This is a genomic window from Caballeronia sp. SEWSISQ10-4 2, from assembly GCF_030464885.1.
In the GTDB taxonomy this organism is placed as follows: domain Bacteria; phylum Pseudomonadota; class Gammaproteobacteria; order Burkholderiales; family Burkholderiaceae; genus Caballeronia.
The window spans coordinates 43875-60666 of record NZ_JALPRJ010000030.1; the positions used below are offsets into that span (position 1 = coordinate 43875).

Here is a 16792-nt window from a genome sequence, read left to right on the forward strand (position 1 = left end):
GTCCTTTTAGTTCACGCGCAAACCGGTCGCCGGATCAAAGAAATGCAGCCGGTGGGCCGGTAGCGCCACTTCCAGAGCCTCACCCCGAGCCGGACGATGTTCATGCGGCAAGCGCGCCGCGACATCGTGTTTGCCCCAACGGCCGTGCGCGAGATTATCGGCGCCCAGGAGTTCGCAGGAATCGACCGTCAAGGTCGCGTGCGCGCTCTGCTGCCCCGGCAGCATGTGTTCCGGCCGGATGCCTAACACCCATTCGCGGCCTTTCAGCTCCTGCTGCAGCGTTTGCATGCCCGCGAGCGGCAGGCGCGGCCCGTTGCCCGCGACATCGAAGGTCGAACCGTCGTCCGATACACGCCCTTCCAGCAAGTTCATTGCCGGAGATCCGATAAAACTCGCGACAAACACCGTCGCCGGACGCTCATAAACCTCGGTCGGCGGTCCGATCTGCTCCGCGCGGCCGCGATTCATCACGATCACGCGTTGAGCGAGCGTCATGGCCTCGATCTGGTCGTGCGTGACGTAGAGGCTCGTGGTCGCGAGACGCGCGTGCAGCCGCTGGATTTCCAGCCGCATTTGCACGCGCAACTTGGCGTCGAGGTTGGACAGCGGTTCGTCGAAGAGAAACACCGCCGGTTCGCGCACGATCGCGCGGCCCATCGCCACGCGTTGCCGCTGGCCGCCGGATAACTCGCGCGGCTTGCGGGCCAGCAGCGGCTCGAGTTCCAGGATCTTCGCCGCGTTCTGCACGCGCTTATCGATCGCTGCCCGATCCACGCCGCCGATCTTCAACGCGTACGCCATGTTCTGCGCGACGCTCATGTGCGGATAAAGCGCGTAGTTCTGGAACACCATCGCGATGTCGCGATCTTTCGGCTCCAGCGTATTAACCACTTTCTCGCCGATGGAAATCGTCCCTTCGGACACGCTTTCCAGCCCCGCGACCATCCGCAGCAAAGTCGACTTCCCGCAGCCCGACGGTCCGACCATGACGACGAATTCGCCGTCGGTCACTTCAACGTCGATGCCATGCAGAACGAACTGCTTGCTGTCGTAGGTTTTCTTGACGCCTTGAAGGCTCAGTGCAGCCATCGGACCGCCTTCATTTAAGTGCGCCCGCGACCGTCGCAAAATGCGCGACCGCGATGCCGGGTTCATAGAATTTGTGCAGCAGCTCGCGCCACGTCTGGTAGTCGGCGGAGTTGCGGAAACCTTCCTGATGCGCCGCGACGGTTTCCCATCGCACGAGCAGCGCGTACTGCGAGCCGTTGTTCGCGTCGGCGCCGCGCACCAGTTCGTGCGAGAGATAGCCCGGTTGCGCCGAGATAATCTTCCCGGCTTCAGCGAACGCCGCTTCGAACGCGGTTTCTTCGCCGGCTTTCACCGGCAGTTGGGCAATTTCCAGGATCATTGAATAAGGCTCCGTTATTTTTCGGAATCGACGAGACCGCGCACGAACCAGCGCTGCATCGTCAGTACGACTGCGAGCGGCGGCAGCATGGCGAGCAGCGTCGCGGTCATGACCAAGTGCCATTCGGTAGCCGTGTCGCCGGAAGCGATCATGCTCTTGATACCGACCACCGCCGTTTGCAGCGACTGGTCGCTGGTGATCAGGATCGGCCACAGATACTGATTCCAGCCGTAGATGAACGTGATCACGAACAGCGCGGCAATGTTCGTCTTCGACAGCGGCAGCACCACGTCCCACAAGAATCGCAACGCGCCCGCACCGTCGATACGCGCGGCCTCCATCAGTTCATCGGGCAGCGTCATGAAGAACTGGCGGAACAAGAACGTAGCCGTCGCCGATGCAATCAGCGGCAGCGTCAGACCGGCGTACGTGTTGCTGAGATGCATCGATGAAACGACCTGGACTGTCGGGAAAATCCGCACTTCCACCGGCAGCATCAACGTGATGAAGATTAGCCAGAAGGCCAGGTTTTTAAACGGGAAGCGGAAGAACACAATGGCGTAAGCCGACAGCATCGAGATCGCGATCTTGCCGATCGAAATCACGAGCGCCATGACGAGGCTGTTCAGCAGCATGTGGCCGAACGGCGCCGCCGCGTTGCCGCTGCCGTGCGTCCAGATGTTCACGATGTTCTCGAACAAGTGCGTGCTTGGAATCAGCGAAAGCGGCACGCTGAATACTTCCGTCTCACTCATGGTGGCCGCGCAGAACGCGATGTACACCGGAAACACGACCAGCAGCACGCCCAGGATCAGCACCGCATGGCAAAAGAGGTCAAAACCGCGACGATTTTCGATCATGAGTACTGCACCCGGCGTTCAATAAAGCGGAATTGCACCACCGTCAGCGCCACCACGATCAGCATCAGCACGACCGACTGAGCGCCGGAACTGCCTATATCGAGCCCTTGGAAGCCTTCGGCGAAGATTTTGTAGATCAGAGTCTTTGTGGACTGGGCGGGGCCGCCGCCGGTCGCGGCATCGATTACCGGGAAAGTATCGAAAAAGGCGTAGACCACGTTGACGGTCAGCAAGAAGAAGCTAGTCGGCGAGAGCAACGGCAAAGCGATCCCGAAGAAACGCCGTACAGGACCTGCGCCGTCAATAGCCGCCGCCTCGATCAGCGAACGCGGAATGGCCTGCAGACCGGCGTAAAAAAACAGGAAGTTATAGCTGACCTGTTTCCACACCGACGCCAGCACGACCAGGAACATTGCCTGGGAACCATTCAGTGCGTGGTTCCAGACAATGCCGTATTTCGCGAGCGCATAGGTCACCAAACCGATGCTCGGATTGAACAGGAACGACCAAAGCACAGCGGCAATAGCCGGCGCAACCGCATACGGCCAGATCAAAAGCGTCTGATAAAGCTTCCTGCCTCTTGTCACCCGATCAGCGCACGCGGCCAGCAGCAGCGAGATCACGAGCCCCGAAATGGTGACAAGCGTGCAGAAAATAATCGTCGTGTTGAACGACGAGAGATACAGCGGATCGGTGAAGATCTGCTTGAAATTCGCCAGCCCGACAAACTCGCTCGATGTCCCGAACGCGTCCTGACTCTGCGTTGCCTGCCACAGTGCTTCGCCGGCCGGCCACAGAAAAAAGAGCGCGGTGATCGCGAGTTGCGGCGCGACCAGCAGGTAAGGCAGCAGGCTCGTATTGAACCGCGATCGTTTTTCCATGGCGTGTTTAGCTTCCGGCCTTTTCGAAACGGCGCAGCAGATCGTCGCCACGCGAAGCGGCTGAATCCAGTGCTTCCTTCGGCGTTTTCTTCTGCGCCCAGACCTGCTCGAGTTCTTCGTCGACGATCGTGCGGATCTGCGGCATGTTACCCAGACGCAAGCCCTTCGTGAACGGCAGGGGCGGTTTGTTCAGCATCTGCTTGATCGCGGTATCGGCACCGGGATTCTTCTCGTAGAAGCCCTGCTTTTGCGTCAACTCATAGGCAGCCGTGGTGACCGGCAGATAACCCGTGTCCTGATGCCATTTGGCAGCCACTGCCGGCGAGCTCAGGTAAGCCAGGAACTTGGCGACGCCCTTATACGTAGCCGGATCTTTCCCGGACAGCACCCAAAGACTCGCGCCGCCGATAATCGCGTTCTGCGGTGCGCCCTTCACGCTCTCGTCGTAAGGCAGCATGCCCGTGCCGAAATCAAACTTCGCGTACTTCTTGATGTTGGCGAGCGAGCCCGACGAGTTGGTCAGGATGCCGCAATCGCCGCTATAGAACTTCGATACCGCCTCGTCCTTCCGGCCGACATACGTGAACGTGCCGTCCTTCGCCATGTTCTGCAGGAACTGGATGTGCGCGACCTGCAGCGGCTTGTTGAATTCGAGCACGGCGTCGGCGCCGTCGAAGCCATTATTCTTCGATGCGAACGGCACGCCGTGCCAGGCGCTGTAGTTCTCCAACTGAATCCAGCTCTGCCAGCCCGACGAATAACCGCACATGCCGGCCGCCTTCAGCTTGGTCGCATCGGCTGCGAGTTCGCCCCAGGTCTTCGGCGGATGGGTCGGATCGATGCCGGCTTTCTTGAACGCGTCCTTGTTGTAATAGAGGACGGGCGTCGAACTATTGAACGGCATCGAAATCAGGTGGCCCGTTTTCGAGTCGCTGTAATAACTTGCGATGGTCGGGACGAACGCTTTCTCGTCCAGCGGAACGCCGGCTTGCTTGAATACATCGGAGACAGGAATCACGGCTTTCTTGGCCTGGATCATCGTGGCCGTGCCGACTTCATAAACCTGCAGGATGGCCGGCGCGTTGCCGCTGCGATACGCCGCGATGCCCGCAGCCATCGTCTGGTCATAGCTGCCCTTGAAAACCGGCACGATCTTGTAATCGCTTTGCGACGCGTTGAAGTCGTTCGCAATGTCATTCACGCGCTCGCCGAGGGCGGATTCCATCGCATGCCAGAACTGGATTTCGGTGGCGGCCTGTGCCTGACTGGCGCCAAAGGCGAGTATGGCGGCAACGGAAAAGGCGCCAGCCAGCAACTTACGACTACTCATGAGTAACCTCTCCTTGAACCCCGACGGAGTTTTTTGGTTGGAACAAACGCGGAATGCGCCTGGAACGCGCGATTCTAATTGTCGTCGATGACGAATAGACGACCGTATTCTTTTAATGCGTAACGATCCGTCATGCCCGCGATGTAATGCGCGATCAGGCGCGCCTGCGTGCTACCCGCGGGCGCCTCGCTGCCGTGGGGGTCGTTGGCGGATTCTTCGGCGACCGGCCCGCGTGCCTGATAAGCCGGTGGCAGCAGGCGCGGGTCGTCGTTGAACGCCTTGAACAGGCCGCTCACCACGCGCCCCGCTTTGTTCGCCATCCGCATTACCCGGTAATGGCGGTACAGGTTCTTGTAGAGGAAGCGCTTGAGTTCGGTCGCCTGGGCGGCGACGCTCTCGCCGTGCGTGACAATCGCCGGCGCATTGCGGACGTCGTCGACCGATTGCGGATTCAGCCGCGCCAGATTCGCGCTGGTCGATTCGATCAAGTCCACGATCAACGTATTGATGATCCGGCGAACGGTCTCGTGAATCAGCCGGCGTCCTTCGATATCCGGATACTCGCCGCGCGCCGCTTCGTAATGTGTCTGCCACAGCGCGACGTCGGCGAGTTGGTCGAGCGTGATCAGGCCGGAGCGCAGGCCGTCGTCGACGTCGTGATTGTTGTAAGCGATTTCGTCGGCAACGTTTGCGATCTGCGCTTCTATAGACGGCTGCTTGCGATTCAAAAAACGCTCGCCCAAGGCGCCGAGCTTCAGCGCGTTTTCATGCGAGCAGTGTTTGAGAATGCCTTCGCGCGTTTCGAAGCAGAGGTTCAGGCCGTTGAACGCGCCGTAGTGTTCTTCCAGTTCATCGACGACCACGAGGCTCTGCAGGTTGTGTTCGAAGCCGCCGTGATCGCGCATGCATTCATTTAGTGCATCTTGTCCGGCATGGCCGAACGGCGTATGGCCAAGATCGTGCGCCAGCGAAATGGCTTCGACCAGATCCTCGTTCACGCGCAGGTTACGCGCCACCGAACGCGCGATCTGCGCGACTTCCAGACTGTGCGTCAGCCGCGTGCGGAACAGGTCGCCTTCGTGATTCACGAAAACCTGCGTCTTGTATTCGAGCCGCCGGAATGCCGTGGAGTGGACAATGCGATCGCGGTCACGCTGGAACTCGGTGCGCGCAACCGGCGGTTTCTCGTCGAAGCGGCGGCCGCGCGACTCAGCCGAATGTGCGGCATACGGAGCGAGATGCGCCTCGAGCGCGAAGGACGTCGGCGTGATGCTGGAAACCTGGAATGTCTTGTCGCTCACCGGCTGCTCCCAATCATCGTCGTTTGCTTCGTCGTGTTTTTCGGGGAAACGTCCGTGCCTGGACACAGCGTCAAGCAGCGTCAAGGAGAGTCGGCGCACTGTTGAGCCCGAATGACTTGCGATTGAGCTTCGTCGCAAAACCGTTGTTGAGCGCAGCCGGTCAGACGCTGGCCGCGAGCGTTGCGCGCACTGCCTCGTCCGGTGCACCCGTGATCTTTGTCTTGCCGAAACGCTCGAGCAGGATGAATTTGATCTCACCCGCTTCAGCTTTCTTGTCGACCTTCATCAAGTCGATATACCGATCCGCGCCGAGCGTCGGCGCCTTGACCGGCAACTTCGCCGCCGCGATCAACCGCGTGAGGCGCGCGCGCGAGGCTTCGTCGAGCCGGCCGAGCCGCACCGACAGATCCGCTGCCATCACCATGCCGCATCCAACCGCCTCGCCGTGCAGCCATTCACCGTAACCGAGGCCAGCTTCGATTGCGTGACCGAACGTATGGCCGAAATTGAGAATGGCGCGCAAGCCGCCTTCGCGTTCATCGGCGGCAACCACCGATGCTTTCACCTCGCACGAGCGCTTCACCGCATGCGCGAGCGCGGTGGCGTCGCAATCGTTCAAAGCCGGGATGTTCGCCTCGATCCAGTCGAAGAATTCGCTGTCTGCAATGGCGCCCGTCTTGATCACTTCCGCGATACCCGCGGCAAGTTCGCGCGCCGGTAGCGTGCGCAACACGCCGATGTCGGCGATAACGGCTTGCGGCTGATAAAACGCGCCGATCATGTTCTTGCCGAGCGGATGATTGATACCAGTCTTGCCGCCCACCGACGAGTCGACCTGCGCGAGCAACGTGGTCGGCACCTGGATAAACGGCACGCCGCGCATGTAGCTGGCAGCGGCAAAACCCGTCATGTCGCCGATCACCCCGCCGCCCAGCGCAATCAGCGTGGTCTTGCGATCGGCGCGTTCGGTCAGCAATGCGGTGAAAATCTGGTTGAGCGTGTCGAGATTCTTGTGCGCCTCGCCGTCGGGCAGCACGACGGTCGTGACTTTCTTGCCGAGCGGCGCGAGAGCGGCGCGGAGCGCGTCGCCGTAGAGTGGATCGACGGTCGTGTTGGTAACGATAGCGACCGACGAGCCCGTAATGTGCGGCGCGTACAGTTCGGTCCGGCCAATCAGCCCGGCACCAATATGGATGGGGTAGGCGCGATCGCCCAGTTCGACGTTGACGGTAATCATGGCGGACATTATGACGTAGCCGGCTTGACGATGCCGGCCATCTCCAGTTGCATCAACACCATGTTGACGAGGTTGTTCACGGTTGGCCGGCCGGTTTCCACGATGAAATGCGCGCACTCCTGATACAGCGGATCACGCGCCTTATAGAGCGCTTCGAGCTTGCCGCGCGGGTCGTCGGTCTGCAGCAGCGGCCGGTTTTTATCGCGCCGCGTGCGTTGCCACAATTCGTGCGGCGTGGCGCGCAGATAGATCACCAGCCCGCGATTCTTCAGATGTTCGCGATTCTCCGGCCGGAGAATCGCGCCGCCGCCGGTCGCCAGCACAATATTTTCGCGCCGCGACAGTTCGTCGATCACATCCGCTTCGCGCTGCCTGAAGCCTTCCTCGCCTTCGACCTCCCAGATCACCGGAATGCGCGCGCCCGTACGGGCCTCGATTTCGTGGTCGGAATCGATGAAAGAACGCTGTAACCGGCGCGCGACCGCCCGCCCCACGGTGGTCTTCCCAGCCCCCATGAGTCCGACAAAAAATACGTTCGCGTTCACTTGCCCGGCTTCCAACTCGCTTCCTTGTGCATTGATTCCGGTCCCGATTCTGGTCCCGTTCGTGCGGGAGCTTAAGGGCAAAAGGGCCGCTTTGTCGAGTCGGGAAGGCTTGCCGGCGGCCTTCACAGGCGCGCCGGAACGATATGCGGGGTAATGAAAATGACCAGTTCGCTGCGTAAATTACGGCGCGCAGCATGACGAAAAAGCCAGCCCAATACCGGGATTTTACCGAGCAGCGGGACCCTCGTGACATCTTCGCGTTCGTCGGTGGAATATATCCCGCCGATTGCCACCGTGCCGCCGTCCTCCACCTCCACGCGCGTCTGGACATGCTTGGGTGTTGATCGCCGGGCCGGCCGCGGTCTGCTCGCCAACGCTGTCCTTCGATACATCGAGGTCGAGGATCACGTGACCGTGCGGCGTAATTTGGGGCTCGACCTCCAGTTTCAGCGCGGCCCGGCGGAACTGGACGCCCGACGCACCGTTGCCGACCTTCGCCTGATACGGCAATTCCGTGCCCTGCTCGACCACCGCCTTCACGCGATCCGCCGTGATCACACGCGGCCTGGACACAATCTGCCCACGGCCTTCGTTTTCCAGCGCGCTCAACTCGACGTTCAGCAACCGCGTGGCGTGCGCGGCGAATAGCGTCGGGCCGGCGGTCGCGGCGTCGAACCCGCCGATTGGCCGCGCCGATAAATCGAAGACCGCGCCGTCCGCACCCGCTACAAGACCGCGCGCGGTGGCGTCGCCGGTGGGCGTCATCGACAGCTTCACGCCAAGATTGCGCGACTTCACGTATTGCCGCCCGGTGGCGGCAATCGATACTTCGGCGTATCCGTTCTCGCATGCCTCGATCGACCAGTCGACCGCCAGCGCGCCACGCTCGATACCCGCCACGCGTTCGGCTTCCGCCAGAACCGCCGGTTCAAGCAAGCCTCGCGGGTCGCGCCCGCCCGCCGCCGTTAGGGACACCTGGCTCGTCTGCGAAAGTCGCGCGAGCAGCACACGCGTGGTCAGCGTGGCCGACGCCGGCAACGCCATCGCACAACGCAGCGAGCGCAATGCGCCTCGCGCCGGCAGTCGTGAGAAGGTCTCGCGCAACGCGGCCGAGACAGCGGCCCGGTCGATGAAATCGCCTCCTACGACCACGCCCGGCTCGAGCCGAACCTCCTCCAGCCGCTCGACGCAAACCGGCCGGTTTGCCTGCAGCCGCTTGCTGACCACGGCGAGCCTGACAGCCTCTTCACTAATGTCGATACCCGCCGCGAACCGGCGCGTGACGGTCAAAACCGACCCGCGCAAAGCTGTTTGCGTACTCATGCTCATCCTCTCTTTCCAGGCCGCGCGCCGAGCCGTTCGGGCGCTGGCAATGAAACGATTGTGAGCAGCGGCGGTGGTTGCCACCATTCGTCCAAGTGGCTAACGTAAAGGGAGCGCGCGACTTAAAAGCGCCACTGTCGCCAGGCGCAAAGCAAACGCGGAAAAGCGTCAAAAAGAAGCGATGCAAACGTTAGCCGTGTCAGTCCGTCAACGCTTATCGTGATGAAACAGGTGTCCCCGCGACCTGCGCGCAACACCCAAGTAAGCCAGACGAAAGCCGTAAAGTTGGGCAGCTATAATCGCGGGACCGTTTTTTGGTGGTGCCATGCAATCTCAGTCTCCGTCGTCCCCGCCGTCCCGTCGTCCCGACTCTCCAAAGCGCGTTCGCCCGCTCTGGATCAGGCTTCTGCTCGGATTGTCAGTTTGTATTGTCGGGCTGATCATCAGCGCGGGGCTCGTACTCGGTTATGCGCTGGTGGTCGCCCAGCCCAATCTGCCGTCGCTCGACGCGCTCACCGACTACCGCCCGAAGGTGCCGCTTCGTGTCTACACGGCGGATCACGTGCTGATTGGCGAATTCGGCGAGGAACGGCGCAGTGTCGTGCGGATTCAGGACGTGCCGGATTACCTGAAGAAGGCCGTGCTCGCCATCGAAGACGCGCGTTTCTACGATCACGGCGGTGTCGACCTGACGGGTATCCTGCGCGCCGGCACGGTGGCGCTGACGAACGGCCATGCGTCCCAGGGCGCCAGCACGATCACGATGCAGGTCGCGCGAAATTTCTTCCTGTCGAGCGAAAGGACCTACACCCGCAAGATCTACGAGATGCTGCTCGCGTACAAGATCGAGCGCGCGCTGACGAAAGACCAGATTCTCGAGGTCTATATGAACCAGATTTATCTGGGGCAGCGCGCTTACGGATTCGCGAGCGCCGCGCGGGTTTATTTCGGCAAGGATCTGAAGGACATTACGCTCGCCGAAGCCGCCATGCTCGCCGGATTGCCAAAAGCACCGTCGGCATATAACCCGGTTGTCAATCCGAAGCGCGCGAAGGTACGCCAGCAATACATCCTCGAACGGATGCTCGAATTGCGCTACATCACGCAGGAGCAATACGACGCCGCCGCCAAGCAACCGCTCGTAGTGAAGGGCGCAGGGCGCGAGTTCAGCGTGCACGCCGAGTACGTGGCGGAAATGGTGCGCCAGATGATGTACACGCAGTATCGCGAGGAGGCTTATACGCTCGGCCTGAACGTGGTGACCACCATCGATTCCGCCGATCAGGACGCGGCTTACCGCGCCGTACGCAAAGGCTTGATGGACTATGAGCACCGGCATGGGTATCGCGGACCGGAGGGGTATATCGATCTGCCGGCCGATCCTGACGACCGCGAACAAGCTATTGACGACGCCCTCGTCGACCATCCGGACAACGGCGAGATCGTCGCGGCCGTCGTCACCGAAGCGAGTCCGAAGGAGGTCAAGGCGAGTTTTATCGATGGCAACGTGGCGACGGTTCAAGGCAACGACCTGCGTTTTGTCGCCAGTGCGCTGAGCACGCGCGCGCAGCCGAACCAGCGCATCCGGCCGGGCGCGATCGTGCGCCTGATGAAAAACGACGACGACAACTGGGTCATCACGCAACTGCCGCAAGTGGAAGGCGCGTTCGTTTCCATCGTTCCACAGGACGGCGCGATCCGCGCGCTGGTGGGCGGCTTCGATTTCAACAAGAACAAGTTCAACCACGTCACGCAGGCGTGGCGCCAGCCGGGTTCGAGCTTCAAGCCGTTCATCTATTCGGCATCGCTGGAAAAGGGCTTGTCGCCGGCAACCATCATCAACGACGCACCGCTCTATTTCAGCGCCGCCGAAACGGGCGGCCAGGCGTGGGAGCCTAAGAACTACGGCGGCGGTTTCGACGGCCCGATGCCCATGCGCACGGCGTTGATGAAATCCAAAAACCTGGTCTCTATCCGCATCCTGAGCAACATCGGCCCGAAGTATGCACAAGGGTACGTGACGAAGTTCGGTTTCGACGCATCACGTCAGCCGGCCTATCTGCCAATGGCGCTCGGTGCAGGCCAGGTCACGCCGCTGCAAATGGCGACGGGGTATTCGGTGTTCGCGAACGGCGGATACCGGGTGAATCCGTACCTGATCGCCGATATCACCGATCCCCGCGGCGCCGTGGTGTCGCATCCGCAGCCGCTGATCGCCGGCGACACAGCGCCGCTCGCGATCACGCCGCGCAACGCCTACGTAATGAACAGCCTGTTGCAAAGCGTGGCCCAACGCGGCACGGGCGCGAGAACGAACCAGTTGAAGCGCACTGATCTTGCCGGCAAGACGGGCACGACCAACGATTCGCACGACGCGTGGTTCGCCGGTTACCAGCATTCCCTCGTGGCAATTGCGTGGATCGGCTACGACACGCCGCGCAGTCTCGGCGACAAGGAAACGGGCGGCGGCCTCGCGTTGCCGGTGTGGATGGAGTACATGAGCCGGGCATTGCGCGGCGTGCCGGAATACAAGTCGGCGATGCCACCCGACGTGGTCTCACTGGGCGGCGAACTGTATTTCGACGACTTGACGCCGGGGCATGGTTTCGTGGCAACTATCGGCGTCAGTCAGGCCGTGCCGGAAGATGTCAGCGGCACGTCGCCGGCTGTACCCGCGCCCGCGCCGCAAGTTGGCGAGCAGGAAAAGCAGGACATCATGAATCTGTTCAAGGGGCATTGAACACGATTAACCCAAACCCCGGCCGGTCCGGGGTTCGGGTTGAACGCTCTGCTGAAAACTAAGCTGAAAAACGAATCGGTACGCCGGCCTGTTCGCTGGCGTACCGGCTGAGCGCCTCGAAAAACTCGCTGCCGTCGCGCGTGTTGCGCCACGCGCCGTCCACATACTTATAGTGAAAGCCGCCCGCCTTTGCCGCGAGCCAGACCTCGTGCATCGGCGGCTGCAAGTTGACGATCAGCTTCGTGCGGTTCTCGAATTCAAGCGTCAAAACATTACCGCTGCGCTCGAATTCGACGTCGGCTTCGAGGCCGTCCACGTCCCGCTCGATGGCCGCCAGCGCAGCCTCGGCGAGGGTCAGGTATTCGTTGTCGGTCATGCTAAACTCCATCGATTAATTAGTCAGGGACAGTAATGCAAGTCGTCTTCCGGATGAGCGCGATTGTAGCGGCTTTGGCCATTTCCACCGGCGCGCTGCTCGCCGCCTGTGGTCAGCGTGGACCGCTCTATTTGCCCGTCACCCCGCCGATCCCGGCTCGTCCCTCGAGCCTTCCGCCGTTGCCGGCGAGCGGTGCGAAAAACGCAAATGCGCCGGCCGCAGCGTCGTCTGCAATCGACACCGGCGACGTTCCGGACACATCCGGTACTGCGCTTTCGCTCTCCCCTGATGACAACATGAAATCGCCCGCGTCAGCATCAGAACCCAAAGCCGCTTCTGCTTCCTCCGGCGAATAATCTTTGCCACACCGCGCTCACTACTCAGTAGGCGCGTCAGCCGAACCAGAAAACTCATGACTCAATCCGCATTCTCCCGCGCCGAAGGCGTGTTGCAAGTCGAAGGCGTCTCGGCCGTGTCGCTGGCCGAACAGTTCGGTACGCCGCTCTACGTTTACTCGCGCAGTGCGCTGACCGACGCGTATCAAGCTTACGCCGATGCCTGCAACGGCCGTCGCGCCACCATCCACGTAGCCGTGAAAGCTAACAGCAATCTCGCGGTGCTAAACGTGTTCGCGCGACTCGGCGCGGGCTTCGACATCGTCTCGTCGGGGGAACTGGCGCGCGTGCTGGCCGCGGGCGGCAAAGCGGAAAACATGGTGTTCTCGGGCGTGGGCAAGTCGGCGGCGGAAATGCGCGAGGCACTCGATGCCGGCGTGAAGTGCTTCAACGTCGAATCCATTCCCGAACTGCACGCGCTGAACGAAGTGGCCAAGGCCGCGGGCAAACAAGCGCCGGTGTCACTGCGCGTGAATCCCGACGTCGATGCCAAGACGCATCCGTACATTTCCACGGGCCTCAAGTCGAACAAGTTCGGTGTGGCCTTCAGCGACGCTCGCGCGACTTACGCACAAGCAGCGGCGATGTCGAATCTCGACGTGATCGGGATCGACTGCCATATTGGTTCGCAGATCACGGAAGTGAGCCCGTATCTCGATGCCGTCGACAAACTGCTCGACCTCGTCGAGCAGATCGAAGCGGACGGCACGAACATCCATCACGTCGATGTCGGCGGTGGACTCGGTATCACGTACGACGACGAAACGCCGCCGGCTATCGGGGAATTCGTGCGCGCGGTGCTCGCGCATATCGAAGAACGCGGGCACGGTCATCGCGAAGTGTATTTCGAGCCGGGCCGCTCGCTGGTCGGCAATGCGGGCGTGTTGCTCACGCGCGTGGAATATCTGAAGCCCGGTGAGGAGAAGAATTTCGCCATCGTCGATGCCGCGATGAACGACCTCGCGCGCCCCGCGATGTATCAGGCGTTTCACCGCATGGAAGCGGTGGAAAAGCGTGCGACGAAAGCGCAGGTCTACGACGTGGTCGGCCCCGTTTGCGAGAGCGGCGACTGGCTCGGCAAGGACCGGGCGCTCGCCATAGAACAAGGTGATCTGATCGCGATCTTCTCGGCTGGCGCCTACGGTTTCGTGATGAGCTCGAACTACAACACGCGCCCGCGCGCCGCCGAAGTGATGGTCGATCAAGGGCGTGCGCGCCTGGTGCGTGAACGCGAAGAAGTGAAGCAGTTGTTCGCCGGTGAATCGATTTTCCCGGACTGATTGCTAGCGCGGGTCCAAGCTGCGAATAAAAAGGGCGACGCCATTCAAGCGTCGCCCTTTTTTCATCCGCTTCACCGATCAACTAAACTGCGCGTCCTTGCGTGATCCGCGATCGCAGCCAGACAATCACCCGCCACGCCAGCAACACCACCACGATCGAGCCATAGATCTTCGGCAAGATGAGATCGTGCTTGCCTGCTTTCATCCACCAGAAGTGCAGGATAGCGAGCACGACGATCGGATAAATCAGCCTATGCAGCGTTTGCCAGCGGCGGCCGAGTTTTCTCACCATCGCTTTCGGCGACGTCACGGCCAAGGGAATCAGCAGCACGAACGCCGAGAAACCGACCAGGATAAACGGCCGCTTGACGATGTCCTTGAGAATCGCCAGGACATCGAACCATTTGTCGAACCAGATGTATGTGGTGAAATGCAGCGCGACATAGAAGAACGCGAACAGCCCGAGCATGCGCCGAAAGCGCAGGAGCGCGTTCAAGCCGGTCAGCCGGCGAACCGGCGTGACAGCAAGCGTGATGCACAGGAACACGAGCGTCCAGAGACCGGTCGAGCGGGTGATGAACTCGATCGGATTCGCGCCGAGTCCGCCCGTGAAGCCGAGCAGCACGATGCGCGCTAACGGATACAACCCGCCCAGAAACACCGCTACTTTCGCCGGCACGATCCAGTTTGTGCTGCTCGTCGCGGCGCGCGTCGCCGGCCCTGGTTTTACATCGGACGCCGAAGCCATTCCGTCTCCCTAGAAGTTGGCCTTCAGATCCATGCCCCGATACAACGACGCGACCTGATCGCCATACCCGTTGAACATCAGCGTCTTGCGCTTCGGCGTGAAAAAACCGTCCTCGCCAATACGCCGTTCCGTCGCCTGGCTCCAGCGCGGATGATCGACGTTCGGGTTCACATTCGAGTAAAAACCATACTCTTTCGGCGCATATTCGCTCCAGCTCGTTTTCGGCTGTTGCTCGACAAAACGGATCTTCACCAAGGATTTCGCGCTCTTGAAGCCGTATTTCCAAGGCACCACGATACGCACCGGCGCCCCGTTCTGATTCGGCAGCACCTCGCCGTACAAACCGACCGTCAGCAGCGCGAGCGGATTCATCGCCTCATCCATGCGCAAACCTTCGGAATAGGGCCAGTCGAGGATGGGGTCAGACAGCCCCGGCATCTGCGAGGGATCGGCGAGCGTGATGAACTGCACGTACTTTGCGTTGCCCGTAGGCTGCGCGCGCTTGATGATCTCGGAGAGCGGAATGCCGATCCACGGAATCACCATCGACCACCCTTCCACGCACCGCATCCGGTAGATACGCTCCTCGAGCGGCGCGAGTTTCACGATTTCATCGATGTCATACACCTTCGCGTTCTTGATCTCGCCTTCCACCGATATCTTCCACGGCCGTGGCCGCAGCGTGTGCGCGTTGTGCGCCGGATCGGCCTTGTCTGTGCCGAACTCGTAGAAGTTGTTGTAGCTCGTGATGTCCTTGAACGAGGTGACCTTGTCCATGGCAACGAACGTCGTGTTCGTGGTCGCGGCGAGCTTCTGACCCTTTGCATCGGGCGATGTCATCGTGGCGAGCGCTTCGCCGTTCACGCCGACAAGACCTGTCGCGGCCAGCGCGCCAGCCGCCCGCAATACGCGCCGGCGGTTCTCGAAGAACGCTCGCGGCGTGATTTCACTGCGGGCGATGTCGTCGCCGAAAAGCTGGCGCTTATGTTTGATAACCATCTCGATGCTCCTGGAATTCATGTTGCGGCCCGCGTCGACGCCGCCGCTATAGCTATATTCGTGGCAAACACCGAATCGGTTTCACCTATTCCGCCCGGGCAATAAAAAAACCGCCAGCAAGCCTTGCATGGCGGTTTTTCGAGACGGCGTGAGCGCCGGATCTTACAGTTTGCCGTAGCTATGCAGGCCGGAGAGGAACATGTTGACGCCGAGGAAAGCGAAGGTGGTGACCAGCAAGCCTGTCAGCGCCCACCACGCGGCGACCGAGCCGCGCAGGCCTTTCATCAGACGCATGTGCAGCCACGCGGCGTAATTCAGCCAGACGATCAGTGCCCACGTTTCCTTCGGATCCCAGCTCCAGTACCCGCCCCACGCTTCGGCGGCCCACAGCGCGCCGAGAATGGTCGCGATGGTGAAGAACGCGAAACCGACGGCGATCGACTTGTACATCACGTCGTCGAGCACTTCGAGCGACGGCAGGCGATCCGCCAGAATGCCGTGCTCCTTGACCAGATACGTGACGCCGACCATCGCCGCCAGCGCAAAGCTGCCATAACCGATGAAATTCGCCGGCACGTGGATCTTCATCCACCAGCTTTGCAGCGCGGGCACGAGCGGCTGGATTTGCTGAGCATCGCGGGCGATGGAATACCACATCAGGAAGCCGACGGCGGCGCTGATCACCAGCAGCACGAACGCACCCATTGCACGCGTGCTGTAGTGCTGCTCGTAATACAAATAAAACAGCGACGTGATCAGGCAAAACAGCACGAATACTTCATACAAGTTCGAAATGGGAATATGACCCACGTCCGAACCGATCAGGTAAGACTCGTACCAGCGCACCATCAGGCCGGTGAAGCCCATCAACACTGCTGCCCAGGTCATCTTCGAGCCAATCGCCCCGCCCGTGGGCGAACGCGAAATCAGGCCGATCCAGTAGAACACCGTGGCCAGCACGAGCAGCGCGCTCATCCACAAAATGGCCGACTGGCTGGACAAGAAGTATTTGAGGAAGAAGTTGGTATCGGCGCGCGCGAGATCCGAGTGATAAAGCTGCAATGACGACAGCGACAACAATGCGATGCAGGCAATCAGCAGCCGCACCGGCTTCCAGCGCCATCCGAGCACTACGAACGTGGGCACGGCGCAGCAAAGCACCAGCTTGTCGTAGTAGTTCATGAACGGGTGGTACCGGTACAGCGCGAAACCCGCGCCGGCGACCATCGCCAGCGCGAACAGCCAGTCGGTCACACCGAGACGCTTCAGAAACGGACGTTCGTCGAAAAGGTTCGGATCGACGGGTACTTTGCCCGCGCGCTGTTGCGCCGAAGTCGAATGTGAGGAGGCTTGTGTGAGGTCCATGATC

General features: G+C 61.0%; 15 protein-coding genes and 2 pseudogenes. 3 read left to right on the plus strand and 14 right to left on the minus strand.

The window, feature by feature from the left end:
* Positions 1-6: 6 nt before the first annotated feature.
* From M0D69_RS20935 to M0D69_RS20975, 9 genes and pseudogenes are all read right to left on the minus strand, one after another.
* Positions 7-1089 carry a sn-glycerol-3-phosphate import ATP-binding protein UgpC gene (locus tag M0D69_RS20935; protein ID WP_301783857.1) on the minus strand — a complete coding sequence of 361 codons (1083 nt, stop codon included), beginning with the start codon at positions 1087-1089 and terminating at the stop codon, positions 7-9.
* 10 nt (positions 1090-1099) lie between these two features.
* Positions 1100-1408, minus strand: a complete 309-nt coding sequence (locus tag M0D69_RS20940; RefSeq protein ID WP_301783858.1) for an antibiotic biosynthesis monooxygenase — start codon at positions 1406-1408, stop codon at positions 1100-1102.
* 14 nt (positions 1409-1422) lie between these two features.
* Positions 1423-2268, minus strand: coding sequence for a sn-glycerol-3-phosphate ABC transporter permease UgpE (ugpE, locus tag M0D69_RS20945; RefSeq protein WP_301783859.1), 846 nt, complete (start codon positions 2266-2268; stop codon positions 1423-1425).
* Positions 2265-3149, minus strand: a complete 885-nt coding sequence (ugpA, locus tag M0D69_RS20950) for a sn-glycerol-3-phosphate ABC transporter permease UgpA (protein ID WP_301783860.1) — start codon at positions 3147-3149, stop codon at positions 2265-2267. Before ugpA ends, ugpE begins: the two co-directional genes overlap by 4 nt.
* Before the next feature lie 7 nt (positions 3150-3156).
* Positions 3157-4479 (minus strand): sn-glycerol-3-phosphate ABC transporter substrate-binding protein UgpB, encoded by a 1323-nt coding sequence (gene ugpB, locus M0D69_RS20955; protein ID WP_301783861.1) that lies wholly within the window; start codon positions 4477-4479, stop codon positions 3157-3159.
* Positions 4480-4553: 74 nt separating this feature from the next.
* The gene (locus tag M0D69_RS20960; RefSeq protein WP_301783862.1) at positions 4554-5780 is read right to left on the minus strand and encodes a deoxyguanosinetriphosphate triphosphohydrolase; all 1227 of its coding nucleotides are present in this window, start codon (positions 5778-5780) and stop codon (positions 4554-4556) included.
* A 160-nt stretch (positions 5781-5940) separates the two neighbouring features.
* Positions 5941-7017 carry a 3-dehydroquinate synthase gene (gene aroB / locus M0D69_RS20965; protein ID WP_301783886.1) on the minus strand — a complete coding sequence of 359 codons (1077 nt, stop codon included), beginning with the start codon at positions 7015-7017 and terminating at the stop codon, positions 5941-5943.
* Between the two features lie 8 nt (positions 7018-7025).
* A complete protein-coding gene (aroK, locus tag M0D69_RS20970) occupies positions 7026-7577 on the minus strand; it encodes a shikimate kinase AroK (RefSeq protein WP_301783863.1) in 552 nt (183 codons plus the stop codon).
* A gap of 107 nt (positions 7578-7684) precedes the next feature.
* Positions 7685-8354, minus strand: a pseudogene (locus M0D69_RS20975) (type IV pilus secretin PilQ); the annotation flags it as partial.
* 856 nt (positions 8355-9210) lie between these two features.
* On the opposite strand from M0D69_RS20975, the gene M0D69_RS20980 reads away from it, so the two are divergent.
* Positions 9211-11625 (plus strand): penicillin-binding protein 1A, encoded by a 2415-nt coding sequence (locus tag M0D69_RS20980; RefSeq protein WP_301783864.1) that lies wholly within the window; start codon positions 9211-9213, stop codon positions 11623-11625.
* Between the two features lie 58 nt (positions 11626-11683).
* On the opposite strand, the gene cyaY is transcribed toward M0D69_RS20980, so the two are convergent.
* Complete coding sequence (gene cyaY, locus M0D69_RS20985) at positions 11684-12001, minus strand: iron donor protein CyaY (RefSeq protein WP_301783865.1); 318 nt, start codon at positions 11999-12001, stop codon at positions 11684-11686.
* Between the two features lie 53 nt (positions 12002-12054).
* Between cyaY and M0D69_RS43825 the strand changes: the two are divergent.
* A pseudogene (locus M0D69_RS43825) lies at positions 12055-12108 on the plus strand (hypothetical protein); the annotation flags it as partial.
* Between the two features lie 20 nt (positions 12109-12128).
* On the opposite strand, the gene M0D69_RS43830 reads toward M0D69_RS43825, so the two are convergent.
* Positions 12129-12299: a hypothetical protein gene (locus M0D69_RS43830; protein ID WP_367619743.1), complete on the minus strand. Its 171-nt coding sequence runs from the start codon at positions 12297-12299 to the stop codon at positions 12129-12131.
* 114 nt (positions 12300-12413) lie between these two features.
* Here M0D69_RS43830 and lysA point away from each other — a divergent pair, with 114 nt between their 5' ends.
* The gene (gene lysA, locus M0D69_RS20995) at positions 12414-13676 is read left to right on the plus strand and encodes a diaminopimelate decarboxylase (RefSeq protein WP_301783867.1); all 1263 of its coding nucleotides are present in this window, start codon (positions 12414-12416) and stop codon (positions 13674-13676) included.
* Positions 13677-13758: 82 nt separating this feature from the next.
* Here lysA and msrQ read toward each other — a convergent pair whose 3' ends face one another.
* The 3 genes from msrQ to ccsB all read right to left on the minus strand — a co-directional run bounded on the left by msrQ (position 13759) and on the right by ccsB (position 16788).
* Entirely contained in the window at positions 13759-14424 is a 666-nt protein-coding gene (gene msrQ, locus M0D69_RS21000) for a protein-methionine-sulfoxide reductase heme-binding subunit MsrQ (protein ID WP_301783868.1), read from the minus strand.
* 9 nt (positions 14425-14433) lie between these two features.
* Positions 14434-15423, minus strand: coding sequence for a protein-methionine-sulfoxide reductase catalytic subunit MsrP (msrP, locus tag M0D69_RS21005; RefSeq protein WP_301783869.1), 990 nt, complete (start codon positions 15421-15423; stop codon positions 14434-14436).
* Positions 15424-15585: 162 nt separating this feature from the next.
* Complete coding sequence (gene ccsB / locus M0D69_RS21010) at positions 15586-16788, minus strand: c-type cytochrome biogenesis protein CcsB (RefSeq protein WP_301783870.1); 1203 nt, start codon at positions 16786-16788, stop codon at positions 15586-15588.
* Positions 16789-16792: the final 4 nt, after the last annotated feature.

Bases quoted from the DNA above. Each gene is read 5' to 3' on its own strand.
- cyaY (WP_301783865.1), bottom strand. From the start codon at position 12,001: ATGACCGACAACGAATACCTGACCCTCGCCGAGGCTGCGCTGGCGGCC.
- M0D69_RS20980 (WP_301783864.1), top strand. From the start codon at position 9,211: ATGCAATCTCAGTCTCCGTCGTCCCCGCCGTCCCGTCGTCCCGACTCT.
- ugpB (WP_301783861.1), bottom strand. From the start codon at position 4,479: ATGAGTAGTCGTAAGTTGCTGGCTGGCGCCTTTTCCGTTGCCGCCATA.
- M0D69_RS43830 (WP_367619743.1), bottom strand. From the start codon at position 12,299: ATGTTGTCATCAGGGGAGAGCGAAAGCGCAGTACCGGATGTGTCCGGA.
- ugpE (WP_301783859.1), bottom strand. From the start codon at position 2,268: ATGATCGAAAATCGTCGCGGTTTTGACCTCTTTTGCCATGCGGTGCTG.
- ccsB (WP_301783870.1), bottom strand. From the start codon at position 16,788: ATGGACCTCACACAAGCCTCCTCACATTCGACTTCGGCGCAACAGCGC.
- aroB (WP_301783886.1), bottom strand. From the start codon at position 7,017: ATGATTACCGTCAACGTCGAACTGGGCGATCGCGCCTACCCCATCCAT.
- M0D69_RS20935 (WP_301783857.1), bottom strand. From the start codon at position 1,089: ATGGCTGCACTGAGCCTTCAAGGCGTCAAGAAAACCTACGACAGCAAG.
- ugpA (WP_301783860.1), bottom strand. From the start codon at position 3,149: ATGGAAAAACGATCGCGGTTCAATACGAGCCTGCTGCCTTACCTGCTG.
- msrP (WP_301783869.1), bottom strand. From the start codon at position 15,423: ATGGTTATCAAACATAAGCGCCAGCTTTTCGGCGACGACATCGCCCGC.
- lysA (WP_301783867.1), top strand. From the start codon at position 12,414: ATGACTCAATCCGCATTCTCCCGCGCCGAAGGCGTGTTGCAAGTCGAA.
- M0D69_RS20940 (WP_301783858.1), bottom strand. From the start codon at position 1,408: ATGATCCTGGAAATTGCCCAACTGCCGGTGAAAGCCGGCGAAGAAACC.
- msrQ (WP_301783868.1), bottom strand. From the start codon at position 14,424: ATGGCTTCGGCGTCCGATGTAAAACCAGGGCCGGCGACGCGCGCCGCG.